This is a genomic window from Klebsiella sp. G-Nf4, from assembly GCF_002810615.1.
Classification (GTDB): Bacteria; Pseudomonadota; Gammaproteobacteria; order Enterobacterales; family Enterobacteriaceae; genus Klebsiella; species Klebsiella variicola.
Genome location: NZ_PION01000005.1, coordinates 345184 through 358490, shown reverse-complemented (window position 1 = coordinate 358490; position 13307 = coordinate 345184). Strand labels below are relative to the sequence as shown.

Sequence of the window (13307 nt, the reverse complement as noted above, 5' to 3'; positions counted from 1 at the left end):
TACCTGCCTGGCGGATTTCATCATGGTTCGGGATAAAGAAATCCCATCAGAAACCGGATATATGGCTGCACCTACCCGTTTTATTACTGAACTGAAGAAAGCATTGCATTCCGGGAGCGTCCATATACGCTGCCTCGGCCCGACCCGAAGCCTGCAGGGATAAGTCGAAGGCACCACGAAGTGGCGATTTTGCTGGCCGGAGCCCGGGGGTACAGGGGGCGGCGGCGACTGGCCGCCCCCTGTGCGCTCCCTGCGCCATGAGTGACATAACGCAGAAGACTAACCGGGAGCGCAAACTACGCTGAAGCCACAGATAACATAAACAACCACACTGCAGTGCTTCCCCTCGCCCTGTCCCTCTCCCGGAGGGAGAGGGAACCGTCCGGCTGGCGTTTAGGCCCGTGCAAGCGCAGCGCCGCCGGGCGAGATTTCAGGTACGGTACCCGTGATGCTGCCGGGTGGCGGCTACGCCTTACCCGGCCTACGGGGTCCTCTCACAGGCTCACACTCCGCAGGCCCGGCAAGCGCAGCGCGACCTGGCTGTGTCATTCGCGGGCCAGCTTGCGCTGGTTCTTTTGCCGCAGCTTTTTCGCCCGGCTCTCCAGCAGCAGATAGGCCACCGTCGCCAGCAGCAATGGCAGGAAATAATAAAGCGCGCGCCAGGCGAGCAGGGCGGCGATAATCGCGCCCTTCGAAATCTCCTCTCCGGAGAGCATGGCGATAAACACCGCCTCCAGCACGCCGATCCCGGCCGGAATATGAACGATCACCCCGGCGATACTACTCACCAGCAGCACCCCTAATACCAGGAAATAGTTAATTTCGCTGCCCAACAGCAGCCAGATTATCGCCCCCATCGCCATCCAGTTCGCCGCCGAGATCCCCATCTGCAGCAGCGCGAAGCGCCAGGAGGGCAGCACCAGCCGCTGGCCTTTAATCGTCAGGTGACGGCGTTTAGCGAACGCGCAGCCGAACAGATAGCAAAGCGTAAGGATCAGCATCACCCCGCCGATAATGCGCAGGGTGGTCTGGCTGATGTACCAGTGCGGCGGTAACTTCACCAGATCCGCCGTAAAGATCACCCCACCGAGCAGGATATAGCCCAGCCAGTTGGTGGTAATGCTTAATGAAAAAATACGGGTGATGGTGCCGCCGTTGAGCCCCAGCCGCGAGTACAGCCGGTAGCGCATGCCGATCCCGCCCACCCAGGTGCTGAGCGTCAGGTTAAAGGCATAGCAGATAAACGATACCAGCATCACCTGGCGTTTCGCCAGCTTATGCCCGCAATAGGCCCGGCCAAGCAGATCGTAGCAGCCGTAGATCAGATAGCTGACGATGACCAGCGCAATGGCGCTAAATAAGGCCAGCCGATCATAGCCACGGATCACCTTCCACACGTCCTGCCAGTCGACCTTCTGCGCGTAAATCACCAATAGAACGATCACGGCGATAAAAAAGAGCACGGTAAGTACTCTTTTCGCCATCCGCCAGCGGGGATGCGATTTGCTCATAGCGGATTATCCCTGGTTTGTGAGTCGACACGATCCTGGGTTTCAATCTCCGGCTGCACCGGCGGGCTGACCCTGGCCAGCCGCGGCGTATGGGCTGGTAGCCAGCCGACCCACGCCGGGAAGTGGCGCAGAAAGTGGAAGGCCATCACGCTGACGCCCAGCCGCCACCAGTTGCGCTTCGGCAGCATCGCTTTATCGATCCGCTGGCAATCTCTGGCGATAAGCCCGTTGAGGTTATCGCGCAGCGTCTGGTTAAACACCCGGTCGTGGATGATCAGATTGGCTTCCAGATTCAGCGACAGGCTCAATGGATCCAGGTTGCTCGACCCGACGGTGGCCCAGTGGTCATCCGCCAGGGCGACCTTGCCATGCAGCGGACGGCGGCGATACTCATAGATCTGCACCCCGCCCTTAACGAGATAGTGATAGAGCAGGTGGGCGCCAAACTTCACAATCGGAATATCCGGCTCGCCCTGGACGATCAGCTTGACCCGCACGCCGCGCCGCGCGGCATTACGCATCGCATGCAGCAGGCGGTAGCCGGGAAAGAAATAGGCGTTGGCAATGATCACCTCCCGGCGGGCGCTGGTCAGCATCTTCAGGTAGTGGCGTTCGATATCGTCGCGGTGATCCTGGTTGTCGCGCCAGATGAACAGCGCCTGCGCCTCGCCGGGAGTCTGGTTGATCTCCGGCTGATGGCGACGGCGGCGCCACCAGCGGCGGGCGGTTTCGCTGTTGGGCAGGTTCTCCAGCTCGAACTGCAGAATATCAAGTACCACCGGCCCTTCGACCTGCACCGCATAATCCTGTTTCGCCTCTGGGCCGTAGTCGCTCATATGCTCAGCGGAGTAGTTAATACCGCCGACAAAGGCGGTAGTGTCATCAATCACCACGATTTTACGGTGCATCCGACGGAACAGGTTGGTGCGCATCCCCATCAGCTTAGGGCGCGGATCGTAGTAGCGAAAAATCACCCCGGCGGCGGTCAGTTCGCCGACAAACTCATCGCTGAGATCCGGCGAGCCATAGCCGTCAAGCAGCACCTCCACCTGAATACCGCGGCGGGCGGCTTTCAGCAGAACCGCGTGCAGCCGCCAGCCCACCTCATCTTCAAACCAGATAAAGGATTCGAGGATCACCCGCCGGCTGGCGCGACCAATGGCCGCAAACAGCGCCGGATAGTACTGGTCGCCGTTCTCCAGGAGCGTAATGCGGTTGCCTTCCTGCCAACGACATTTCACAAGTGTATCTCCACGCTAAGGGGCGCATGATCGGACAGATGCCGCCATTGTTTGAGGGCCAGCGCCTTCGGGTGGCTGGCGTGGGCGTTTTTGACATAAATACGATCGAGGCGCAGCAGCGGAAAACTGACCGGAAACGTGCGCGCCGGCCTTCCGCGGGCGCGGGTAAAGATCTCTTCCAGCCCGGCTTGCGCTTTTAACGGCTGATTCGCCTGCTGACGCCAGTCGTTAAAATCCCCGGCCACCACCACAGGCTCACCGGCGGGCAGGGTATTGACCCACTCCGCCAGCATGGTCAACTGTGCCTGCCGTTGGTCGGCGCGTAAACCCAGGTGAACGCAGATCACATGGATCGTCACGCCGCTCTCTGGCGGCACGATGCGGCAGTAAAGCAGACCGCGTTTCTCGCCGTTGCCGACTGAAATATCGCGATTTTCATAGTATTCAATGGGAAAGCGCGACAGTACGGCATTGCCGTGGTGGCCTTCCGGATAGACCGCGTTGCGCCCGTAGGCGTAATCGCTCCACATGGTGTCGGCGAGAAATTCATAATGGGTGGTATCTGGCCAGTTCTCGATGTGCAGCGGGTGAACTTCATGAGCGCCCATCACTTCCTGCAGGCAAACAATATCCGCGCTGACGCTGCGCACGGCGTCGCGCAACTCGGGCAAAATAAAACGCCGATTAAACGCCGTAAAGCCTTTATGGGTGTTAATTGTCAGCACGTTCAACGAAAATCCCGACGTTGGCTCAGCCATAATTCTCCAGTAAATGTCACTTTCCTGAATAAAATAGTGTAGTAGACGTCACAAAAAGATGCGGTGATACGGAATTTTCCGTAAAGTGCGGTACTCTGAGTAGCAGAGAAAAATCCTTCAGGAGAGAAGCCATGAAGTGGCAACAACGTGTACGCGTCGCAACAGGTCTTAGTTGCTGGCAGATTATGTTGCATCTACTGGTCGTGGCAGTACTGGTGATGGGTTGGATGAGCGGCGCGCTGGTGCGCGTCGGATTGGGACTGTGCGTCCTCTACAGCGTCACGCTGTTGGCGATGCTGTTTCTGCAGCGTCACCACGAGGCGCGCTGGCGCGATGTGGGAGACTTCCTTGAGGAGCTCACCACCACCTGGTACTTTGGCGCGGCCATGATAGCGCTGTGGTTGCTGTCGCGCGTGCTGCACAACAACCTGCTGCTGGCCCTCGCCGGGCTGGTGATACTGGCAGGCCCGGCGGTGGTCTCGCTGCTGGCGAAAGATAAAAAACTACGCAATCTTTCTTCGGAACATCGCATACGCCGCTGAGCCGGTGGTGGCCGCTATGACCAGTAGCGGCCACAAACTTCCCCACACAATCTTCAGACTCGCATCCTTCAGATAAATTTGCTTGGTGATATCGGTAAAATGGCGGATCGGGTTTATCCAGGTCAGATCCTGCAGCCACTGCGGCATATTTTCCACCGGTGAAACGTAGCCCGAAAGCAGGATCGCCGGCATCATAAAGACGAACACGCCGATAAACGCCTGCTGCTGGGTGGCGCACAGCGATGAAATCAATAAACCGAAGCCCACCAGCGATAAGCCATAAATCACCATCGTGAAATAGAACAGCAGCAGCGAGCCGGCAAACGGGATCTGATAGGCCCAGATACCAATCGCCAGCACGATAGTCGCCTGCAGGGTGGCGACGATCAGCGCCGGCACCGCTTTGCCAACGAAGATTTGCCAGGTGGCGAGGGGCGAGACCAGCAGCTGATCGAGGGTACCCTGTTCGCGCTCACGGGCCACCGACAACGACGTCACGATCATCACCCCGATGGTGGTGATCATGGCGATAAGCGACGGCACCACGAACCACTTATAGTCGAGATTCGGGTTGTACCAGTTGCGCACCACCAGTTCGCTGTTGTTCGGCTTTGCTTTGCCCTCCAGCAGCTCCTGCTGATAGTTTTTTACGATCTGCTGCAGGTAGTTGGCGGCGATTTGCGCGCTGTTGGAGTTGCGCCCGTCGAGCAGGAGCTGCAGCGGGGCGGTTTGATAGTTGTCGAGATTACGCGAGAAATCCGCCGGGAAGCGTACCACCAGCAGGGCTTTTTGTTCATCGATGGTCGGCTGGATCGCCTGCGGGCTTTTCAGCAGCAGGACGTGGGTAAAGGCTTTGGCGCGGGCGAAGCGCTGAGTGAGTTCCACCGCGTGGCGGCCGCTGTCTTCGTTGTAGATGGCGATGGTGGCGTTGGTCACCTCCAGCGTCGCGGCAAAGGGAAACAGCAGCACCTGAATCAGCACCGGCATGATTAAAATTGCCCGCGTCTGCGGTTCGCGCAGCAGCGACTGCAGCTCTTTGCGGATCAATGTCCATAAGCGGTGAAACATAATAGCTCCTTTGGCCCATTCAACCACGCCGGGCGGCACTGCGTTTGCCCGGCCTGGGGGATCGGCGAACCGTATAATCGATGTTGGTTAAACCGTAGGCCCGGTCAGCGCAGCGCCACCGGGCAAAACCTAATCCAGACGCCGTTTGGTTTTCAGCCACGTCAGGCCGATAAACATCACCGCCGACGCAATCAAAAACAGCACATTCACCACCAGCACCACCGGAATATTGCCCGCCAGAAACAGGCTTTGCAGGGTGTTGACGAAATAGCGCGCCGGGATCACGTAGGTCACCGCGCGGATCACCGCCGGCATACTGTCTATCTGGAAAATAAACCCCGACAACATAATCGACGGTAAAAACGCGGCATTCAGCGCCACCTGCGCGGCGTTAAACTGGTTGCGGGTAATGGTTGAGATCAGCAGCCCCATGCCCAGGGTGCTGAGCAAAAACAGACTGGTGATGACAAACAGAATCAGCAGCGAACCGCGGTAGGGCACGCCGAGAATAAATACCGACACCAGCATACACAGCAGCATCGCCAGCATGCCGAGGAAATAGTAGGGAATGAGCTTGCACAGCAGCAGTTCGGCGCGGGTGATCTCGGTCGACAGTAGCGCCTCCATGGTGCCGCGCTCCCATTCGCGCGCCACCACCAGCGAGGTCAGGATCGCGCCGACCACGGTCATGATGATGGTGATCGCCCCGGGGATAATAAAGTGCTGGCTAATAGCCGCCGGGTTAAACCAGTAGCGCATCTGCACGTCGATCAGCGGCTCAAAGGTCTCACCGCGGTCTTCCGCCCGCTGCTGCTGCCAGATCTGCCAGATGCCTTCCACATAGCCCTGGGCGAAGTTGGCGGTATTGGGCTCGCTGCCGTCGGTAATCAACTGAATTGGCGCGTCGGCGCCGGCGCGGGCCATCTGGCGGTCAAAGTCGACGGGAATGACCACCATGGCGCGGATGCGCCCGGCCTGCATCATTTGAATCAGCTGCTGGCGATTATCGCTGACCGTGGCGTCGATATAGGGCGAGCCGGTCATGGTATGGACAAAATCCAGCGCCTCTTCGCTCTGTTGCTCCAGCAATACGCCGACCCGCAGTTTGCTGGAATCGAGGTTAATGCCATAGCCGAAGATAAACAGCAGGAGTAGCGGGATCACCATCGCGATCAGCCAACTGCTGGGATCGCGGACGATCTGCCGGGTCTCTTTCACGCACAGGGCGCGGACCCGTCGCCACGAAAGAACGCTATTGCTCATGGCCGTGCTCCTTATCCCATTGGTTAATCAGGGTAATAAACGCCTGCTCCATGGTGGGATCTTTCTGGCTATCATTCGCCGCCTGGGCCTTCAGCGCGTCCGGGGTCCCGCTGGCGATAAGCTTACCGTGGTAAACCAGCCCGATGCGGTCGCAATATTCCGCCTCATCCATAAAGTGGGTGGTGACCATCACCGTCACCCCTTTATCGACCATGCTGTTGATATGCAGCCAGAACTCACGGCGGGTGAGGGGGTCGACGCCAGAGGTCGGTTCATCGAGAAACAGAATATCGGGCTCATGCATCAGCGAGCAGGCCAGCGCCAGCCGCTGCTTGTAACCGAGCGGCAGCTCGTCGGCGGCGTGACGGGCGATACTTTTCAGGCCAAAGGCATCGCTCATCCGGGCGATTTTTTCATTCTGCGCCCGGCCGCGCAGGCCATAGACGCCGGAGAAAAAGCGCAGGTTCTGCTCGACGCTGAGGTTGCCGTACAGCGAAAATTTTTGCGCCATATAGCCCAGATGCTGGCGCGCCTTGCCAGAGCTGACCTTAAGATCCATCCCCAGCACCAGCGCTTTGCCGGAGGTGGGCACCAGCAGGCCGCACATCATTTTGAAGGTGGTGGATTTCCCGGCGCCGTTGGGGCCGAGCAGACCGAAAATTTCACCACGCTTAACCTGGAAATCGACGTGGTCGGTAGCGGCGAAATCACCAAATTTTTTCGTTAACGACTGCGCCTCAATGACCGTTTCGTCTTTGCTGCCGTCAACACGATGGATAATCGCTCCCAACGGCGACTCAGCGGTCCCGGCGCCGCCGAGCAGATCGATAAACGCATCTTCAAAGCGCGGCGCCGTCTCCGCCACCTGTAGCGGCGGCATGTCGCCATGCTGCTGGACTTCCTCAATGCGGGCGTCTTTTTTCAGGATCAGGCGCACCGACTTGCCCTGGATCACGCCATCGCTAATTTGCGGCAGCTTTAGCGCCCGCTGCAGCAGGCGGCGGTTGTTTTCCTGTGGGCTGGAGACGAGGAAACTGCGTCCGGCCATGGTTTGCGTTAGCGCCGTCGGCTCACCCTGGTAGAGCAGTTTGCCTTCGTTCATCAGCAACACGTCGCGGCATTGTTCCGCTTCATCGAGATAGGAGGTGCTCCACAGGATCAGCATGCCGTCGCCAGCCAGCTCGTGCACCATCTGCCACAGTTCGCGGCGCGAGATAGGGTCGACGCCGACGCCGGGCTCATCCAGCAGCAGTACTTTCGGGTCGCCCACCAGGGTACAGGCGAGTCCCAGCTTTTGCTTCATGCCGCCGGAAAGCTTGCCTGCCAGCCGTTCGGTAAACGGGCCAAGGGAGGTGAATTCCAGCAGGCGGTCGAAAATGTTCTTCCGCGCCTCGCCGGTGACGCTGCGCAGGTCGGCATATAGGGTCAGGTTTTCCATCACCGTCAGATCTTCATACAGGCCGAACTTCTGCGGCATATAGCCGAGCACCGCGTGCAGGGCGCTGTCGTCTCTTAGCGGGTCGAAGCCGATCACGCTGGCGCGGCCCTCATCAGGTTTAAGCAAACCGGCCAGCATTCGCATCAGGGTGGTTTTCCCCGCGCCGTCGGGGCCCACCAGCCCGGTGACGTAGCCGGCGCGGATCGTGCAGGTCAGCGGCGCCACCGCGGGCCTGTCCATACCGGGAAAACGGCGGCTCAGGTCGTTTAAGGTGATGACATCCTCACTCATGTCCGTTCCCGTTGTTAAAGGAGACGGTCACCGGCATCCCCTGGCGCAGGGCGCCGTCGGCATCGGTCACCACAATACGCAGACGATAAACGAGGTCGGTACGCAGATCCGGCGTTTCCACGGTCTTCGGCGTAAATTCAGCGCTTGGCGAGACAAAGCCGATTTTACCGTGATAGGGCTTGTCCGGCCGGCCGTCGGTATACAGCAGCACTTCGCGTCCCGGCTGCGCCTGACCAAGGTTTTTCTCGTCAACATAGGCGCGGACCCACACCGGATGGGTTAACGACAGCGTCAGCACGGTGCCGCCGGCGTTGAGCATGGTGCCGGGCTCGACGGCGCGGGTCATCAGCGTACCGTCGGAAGGGGCGATGAGCACGGTATCGTGCAGGTCCAGTTTAGCCTGGGCCAGCGCCGCCTGCGCCTGTTCCAGACTGGCTTTGGCCTGCGCAATCTCCTGCGGGCGGTTACCGGCGCGGTACTGACGCAGTTTGTCCTGCGCCGATTTTAAGGTCGCCTGTGCCTGATCGCGTGAAGAACGGGCGTTTTCGAGGTCGTTGGCGGATATCGCGCTGCTGGCGCGCAGCCCGAGCTGGCGTTGATAAAAGTTTTGCGCATAGTCGTAAGCGGCCTGCGCCTGATTTACCGCCGCAGCGGCCTGGGCAATCTCTTCCGAGCGGTAGCCGGCCATCATCAGGTCATACTGTGCCTGGGCAGTGGAGACGTTAGCCTCGGCCTGCAGCAGGGCATTTTCATACGGCGCGCGATCAAGCTCGCCGAGCGTTTGCCCGGCGCGGATGCTGTCGCCTTCGTCGACGGTCAGCGAAGCCAGTCTGCCGCCGACGCGGAAGCTCATGTTGACGGTGCGGATATCGACATTGCCATACAGGGTCAGCGGCTGCTGCCGGCTGCTCTGGTACCACCACCAGCCGCCGCCCAGCGCGGCGAGAAGAATCACGATCAGCAGAATGACGACGACGGGTTTTTTCATCAGCCCAAACTCCTTTGCGATAACCCATGCAGAATGAAATCGATATGACAGGTAATGACCTCGAAAATCTGTTCGGTCTTTTGCGCGTCAAACTGCGTCCAGCCGGTGCGCAGCAGGATGGTTTCACGCCCAAGACGGAAAGCCAGCACCTCGCCCAGCAGGGCGTGGGTGTGGAGGATCATTTGCGTATCACCGGCATCGCGGCCTGTCCAGGCGGCAATCAGCCGGGTGAGATAGTGGTGCAGGGGGGCAATCACCTGCTGGTGGATCAGATGGTAGGCGGCGGTCGGCGCCAGCTGCTCACGGGAAATGAATTTGCTTAAGTTGACCGTATCATCCTGGGTCAGCAGCAGGATCATGTTGTGGCAGGCATTGAGAATGAGGGCGCGAATTGCCTGGCGATCCGGCGACTCTCCGGCGAGCAGGGCCTCCGCCGCTTCGGCCTGTGGGCGAAAATTGTCGCCGATAAAATCGGCGATCCATTGAGCACAGGCGAGATATAAGTCGTCTTTCGAGCCAAAATAATAGGTGATAGCGGCGATATTCTGCCCGGCCTGGGCGGCGATATCGCGGGTGGTGGCATGCTGGCCATACTCGCCAAACTGGGCGATAGCGGCCGCGATAAGCTGATTTTTTGCCTGTTCGCCTTTACTGGTCATCGCGCTCTGTAAAAGTTAATCAATCGATTGATTAACTTTAGGTCCCAATCGACAGTTTGTCTACCGGCCTGGATCAAATATGAAAACCTTCCTCTTTCAGCTCCCCGGCGACCCAGGCGAAGAAGCGCTGGACCTTCTCCTTCTGTTCATTGGCATGGGGGAGAACGAAGTGGTGCGCGCCGACCGGCATACTCCGCTCGTCGTCAAATACCGGCGTCAGCTGCCCCTGACGCACATGCCCGCCGGCCAGCAGATTGCTTTCAAGGATCACCCCCATCCCCATTCTGGCCGCCTCGATGCTCATGTACGACCGGTCGAAATTAAAAATGAAGTTTTTATGCCAGCCGCGGACCTTGTGCCACGACAGCCAACTGCTCCAGTTAATTAAGGTGCTGTCGGAGTGGATCAGATCGCAGGCCAGCAGATCTTCCACCGCATGCACAGGATGGCTGGCTAAATAAGACGCTGCGCTGTAGGGCAGGACGCACTCATTTTTAATGGTTCTGACCAGCAGCGTTGGCCACTGTGATAGCCCGTGACGAATATCGATATCAATATTATCCCGGGAGAACTGGATGCTTTCGTATGAACAGGTCAGGCTGATTTTTAGCGCCGGCCACGCCTGGCGAAATTTATCCAGGCGAGGCATCAGCCACAGCAGGCCGAAACTCGGCGCCGAGTGAATACGTAAATAATCCTGATGGATATCGTTGATCACCTGGCTGGTGGCCTGGCCAATCATATTCAGCGCCCCGGAGACCTCTTTGAGATATTTTTCTCCCACCGCCGTTAACATGACGCCTTTACTGCTGCGGGAGAACAGTTTTTTTCCCAGAAAGTGCTCCAGGCTGGCTATCTGGTGGCTGACCGCCGAGGCGGTAATATTGAGATTCTCTGCGGCCAGGTTGAGGCTGCCGGTAGCGGCGACTTCAATAAAGGCCTGGATATTGCGTAAAGAGGGCATCGGCAAATTTTTATTGGGCAGCGGTTGACTCATGGCAGCATCCTGGGCAGGGCGTTTCTAAAAGAAAATAGCGAACAGCGTGGCGCAGTCGTGATAGCCAGCATAGAGAAAAGGGAAAAATGATTTTAATTTGTGATGGACTTAACAATTTATCTCGTTAAAAGAGTGCGTGTCAGTAAACGCTAAAAATTTGCGGGAAGTCACTAACTCAATTTTTCTCAATCATAATTGAGGTTTTTTGAATACCGTTTCATTTTGGGGTTGTTATATTCCTCTCACAGGCCTGATCACAAACGGCGATGCATTGAGGTCGCCATTATAAAACACCTAACCACCTGTTTAGCTGAGCGAAAAGATATTTATCTCTTGCTGCTGTATGGAAAGTGAAAACGCGGTGATCCGAAGCGGCAACGGGCAGCGAAGTGGATGAGGTATAAGATGAGGAAACCCTATGTCACGTATAGATACACTAGTCTGTACTGACGCCAGGAAAACAAAATATCGTTTCGTGGTTTTGACGATGATTTTCCTGGTGTATGCCATCAATTACGCCGACAGGACCAATATTGGCGCGGTACTGCCGTTTATCATTGATGAGTTTCATATCAATAATTTTGAAGCTGGGGCCATTGCCAGTATGTTTTTCCTCGGCTATGCGGTAAGCCAGATCCCGGCCGGCTTTTTCATCGCCAAACGCGGTACCCGGGGACTGGTTTCGCTGTCCATTTTCGGCTTCTCCGCCTTTACCTGGCTGATGGGCACGGTGAGCTCCGTGTTTGGCCTGAAGCTGGTGCGGCTGGGACTGGGGCTGAGCGAAGGGCCTTGCCCGGTGGGGCTGGCTTCCACCATAAATAACTGGTTTCCACCAAAAGAGAAAGCGACGGCAACGGGTGTTTATATCGCGGCGACCATGTTTGCGCCGATTATTGTCCCGCCGCTGGCGGTGTGGATTGCGGTGACCTGGGGCTGGCGGTGGGTCTTTTTCTCCTTTGCGATACCCGGGATCGTGGCGGCGATTGCGTGGTATCTGCTGGTTAAATCCAAACCTTCAGAGAGCGGATTTGTTTCACAAGGCGAACTCGAAGAGATTAATGCCGGGCGTGAACGCCATAATAACGGCGTACGCGAGAATATATTAATTGCCGATCGCTTCACCTGGCTGGATAAAATTATTCGGGTGAAAAAGATGGCGCCTATTGATACTGCGAAAGGCTTATTTACCTCAAAGAATATTCTGGGTGACTGTCTGGCGTATTTTATGATGGTTAGCGTGCTGTACGGATTATTAACCTGGATCCCGCTGTATTTAGTGAAAGAGCGCGGTTTTGATGTGATGAGTATGGGCTTCGTGGCCAGTATGCCGTGCATCGGCGGCTTTATTGGCGCGATCGGCGGTGGATGGATTTCGGACAAATTATTAGGCCGCCGGCGTAAACCCACCATGATGTTCACTGCGGTGTCAACCGTGGTCATGATGTTAGTGATGCTGAATATCCCGACGAGCACCCTGGCGGTCTGTATTGGATTATTCTTTGTCGGTTTCTGTTTGAATATCGGTTGGCCAGCTTTTACCGCTTACGGCATGGCTGTATCGGACAGCAAAACCTATCCGATCGCTTCTTCCATTATTAATAGCGGTGGCAACCTCGGCGGATTTGTGGCCCCGATGGCGGCCGGCTACTTACTTGACCAGACGGGCAGTTTTAATTCTGTATTTACCTATTTTGGTATCTGCGCCGCCATTGGCTTGGTGGTGATTCTTTTCCTCGATGAACCACAATAACGGAAATATATCCTGTTAATTAATATGACGTAATGTCATGGAGTGAAACTATGTTATTAAAAGATAAAGTCGCCATTATTACTGGCGCGGCCTCCGCACGCGGTTTGGGCTTTGCCACCGCGAAATTATTCGCCGACAACGGCGCGAAAGTGGTCATTATCGACCTCAATGGTGAAGCCAGCAAAACCGCGGCGGCGGCATTAGGCGAAGGCCATCTCGGCCTGGCGGCGAACGTCGCTGATGAAGTGCAGGTACAGGCGGCCATCGAACAAATTCTGGCGAAATATGGCCGGGTTGATGTGCTGGTGAATAACGCAGGGATTACCCAACCGCTGAAGCTGATGGATATCAAGCGCGCCAATTATGACGCAGTGCTCGATGTCAGCCTGCGCGGCACGCTGCTGATGTCGCAGGCGGTTATTCCCACCATGCGGGCACAAAAATCCGGCAGCATTGTCTGCATCTCGTCCGTTTCCGCCCAGCGCGGCGGCGGTATCTTCGGCGGCCCGCACTACAGCGCGGCAAAAGCCGGGGTGCTGGGTCTGGCGCGGGCGATGGCGCGCGAGCTTGGCCCGGATAACGTCCGCGTTAACTGCATTACCCCGGGGCTGATTCAGACCGACATTACCGCCGGCAAGCTGACTGACGATATGACGGCCAACATTCTTGCCGGGATCCCGATGAACCGCCTCGGCGACGCGGTAGACATCGCGCGTGCCGCGCTGTTCCTCGGCAGCGACCTCTCTTCCTACTCCACCGGTATCACCCTGGACGTTAACGGCGGCATGTTAATTCACTAAG

General features: G+C 57.4%; 12 protein-coding genes. 3 read left to right on the top strand and 9 right to left on the bottom strand.

Translation table 11 applies throughout. From position 1 onward, the window contains the following. Window positions 1-545 precede the first annotated feature (545 nt). The 3 genes from CWM57_RS13445 to CWM57_RS13435 are packed head-to-tail and all read right to left on the bottom strand — an operon-like array spanning window position 546 to window position 3510. Window positions 546-1511, bottom strand: coding sequence for a lysylphosphatidylglycerol synthase transmembrane domain-containing protein (locus tag CWM57_RS13445; protein ID WP_023322254.1), 966 nt, complete (start codon window positions 1509-1511; stop codon window positions 546-548). After that, window positions 1508-2752: a cardiolipin synthase ClsB gene (gene clsB, locus CWM57_RS13440; RefSeq protein ID WP_074386484.1), complete on the bottom strand. Its 1245-nt coding sequence runs from the start codon at window positions 2750-2752 to the stop codon at window positions 1508-1510. The genes CWM57_RS13445 and clsB overlap by 4 nt, the downstream gene beginning before the upstream one ends. Then, complete coding sequence (locus CWM57_RS13435; RefSeq protein ID WP_008805754.1) at window positions 2749-3510, bottom strand: endonuclease/exonuclease/phosphatase family protein; 762 nt, start codon at window positions 3508-3510, stop codon at window positions 2749-2751. The genes clsB and CWM57_RS13435 overlap by 4 nt, the downstream gene beginning before the upstream one ends. A gap of 131 nt (window positions 3511-3641) precedes the next feature. On the opposite strand from CWM57_RS13435, the gene CWM57_RS13430 reads away from it, so the two are divergent. After that, complete coding sequence (locus tag CWM57_RS13430; protein WP_012542390.1) at window positions 3642-4052, top strand: YbhQ family protein; 411 nt, start codon at window positions 3642-3644, stop codon at window positions 4050-4052. Here the strand turns inward: CWM57_RS13430 and CWM57_RS13425 are convergent. The 6 genes from CWM57_RS13425 to CWM57_RS13400 form a co-directional block, all read right to left on the bottom strand. Continuing rightward, window positions 4014-5120 (bottom strand): ABC transporter permease, encoded by a 1107-nt coding sequence (locus CWM57_RS13425; protein WP_012542389.1) that lies wholly within the window; start codon window positions 5118-5120, stop codon window positions 4014-4016. The two genes, CWM57_RS13430 and CWM57_RS13425, sit on opposite strands and share 39 nt — an antisense overlap. A gap of 129 nt (window positions 5121-5249) precedes the next feature. Then, window positions 5250-6383, bottom strand: coding sequence for an ABC transporter permease (locus tag CWM57_RS13420; protein WP_100676028.1), 1134 nt, complete (start codon window positions 6381-6383; stop codon window positions 5250-5252). Then, on the bottom strand, window positions 6373-8112 hold the full coding sequence (locus CWM57_RS13415) for an ATP-binding cassette domain-containing protein (RefSeq protein ID WP_074386481.1): 1740 nt from the start codon (window positions 8110-8112) through the stop codon (window positions 6373-6375). The genes CWM57_RS13420 and CWM57_RS13415 overlap by 11 nt, the downstream gene beginning before the upstream one ends. After that, on the bottom strand, window positions 8105-9100 hold the full coding sequence (gene hlyD, locus CWM57_RS13410; protein WP_074386480.1) for a secretion protein HlyD: 996 nt from the start codon (window positions 9098-9100) through the stop codon (window positions 8105-8107). The genes CWM57_RS13415 and hlyD overlap by 8 nt, the downstream gene beginning before the upstream one ends. After that, window positions 9100-9759: a transcriptional regulator CecR gene (gene cecR / locus CWM57_RS13405; RefSeq protein WP_061155260.1), complete on the bottom strand. Its 660-nt coding sequence runs from the start codon at window positions 9757-9759 to the stop codon at window positions 9100-9102. The genes hlyD and cecR overlap by 1 nt, the downstream gene beginning before the upstream one ends. A 73-nt stretch (window positions 9760-9832) precedes the next feature. Then, window positions 9833-10756: a LysR substrate-binding domain-containing protein gene (locus tag CWM57_RS13400; protein WP_074386479.1), complete on the bottom strand. Its 924-nt coding sequence runs from the start codon at window positions 10754-10756 to the stop codon at window positions 9833-9835. A gap of 418 nt (window positions 10757-11174) precedes the next feature. Here CWM57_RS13400 and CWM57_RS13395 point away from each other — a divergent pair, with 418 nt between their 5' ends. Next, entirely contained in the window at window positions 11175-12506 is a 1332-nt protein-coding gene (locus tag CWM57_RS13395) for an MFS transporter (RefSeq protein WP_074386478.1), read from the top strand. A 50-nt stretch (window positions 12507-12556) separates the two neighbouring features. Continuing rightward, window positions 12557-13306 carry an SDR family NAD(P)-dependent oxidoreductase gene (locus CWM57_RS13390; protein ID WP_012542384.1) on the top strand — a complete coding sequence of 250 codons (750 nt, stop codon included), beginning with the start codon at window positions 12557-12559 and terminating at the stop codon, window positions 13304-13306. The last annotated feature ends 1 nt before the right edge of the window (window position 13307 follow it).

Excerpts from the sequence above, each read along its gene's own strand:
- CWM57_RS13400 (WP_074386479.1), bottom strand. The coding sequence starts at position 10,756 with ATGAGTCAACCGCTGCCCAATAAAAATTTGCCGATGCCCTCTTTACGC.
- CWM57_RS13390 (WP_012542384.1), top strand. The coding sequence starts at position 12,557 with ATGTTATTAAAAGATAAAGTCGCCATTATTACTGGCGCGGCCTCCGCA.
- hlyD (WP_074386480.1), bottom strand. The coding sequence starts at position 9,100 with ATGAAAAAACCCGTCGTCGTCATTCTGCTGATCGTGATTCTTCTCGCC.
- cecR (WP_061155260.1), bottom strand. The coding sequence starts at position 9,759 with ATGACCAGTAAAGGCGAACAGGCAAAAAATCAGCTTATCGCGGCCGCT.
- CWM57_RS13425 (WP_012542389.1), bottom strand. The coding sequence starts at position 5,120 with ATGTTTCACCGCTTATGGACATTGATCCGCAAAGAGCTGCAGTCGCTG.
- CWM57_RS13420 (WP_100676028.1), bottom strand. The coding sequence starts at position 6,383 with ATGAGCAATAGCGTTCTTTCGTGGCGACGGGTCCGCGCCCTGTGCGTG.
- CWM57_RS13435 (WP_008805754.1), bottom strand. The coding sequence starts at position 3,510 with ATGGCTGAGCCAACGTCGGGATTTTCGTTGAACGTGCTGACAATTAAC.
- CWM57_RS13430 (WP_012542390.1), top strand. The coding sequence starts at position 3,642 with ATGAAGTGGCAACAACGTGTACGCGTCGCAACAGGTCTTAGTTGCTGG.
- CWM57_RS13445 (WP_023322254.1), bottom strand. The coding sequence starts at position 1,511 with ATGAGCAAATCGCATCCCCGCTGGCGGATGGCGAAAAGAGTACTTACC.
- CWM57_RS13415 (WP_074386481.1), bottom strand. The coding sequence starts at position 8,112 with ATGAGTGAGGATGTCATCACCTTAAACGACCTGAGCCGCCGTTTTCCC.
- CWM57_RS13395 (WP_074386478.1), top strand. The coding sequence starts at position 11,175 with ATGTCACGTATAGATACACTAGTCTGTACTGACGCCAGGAAAACAAAA.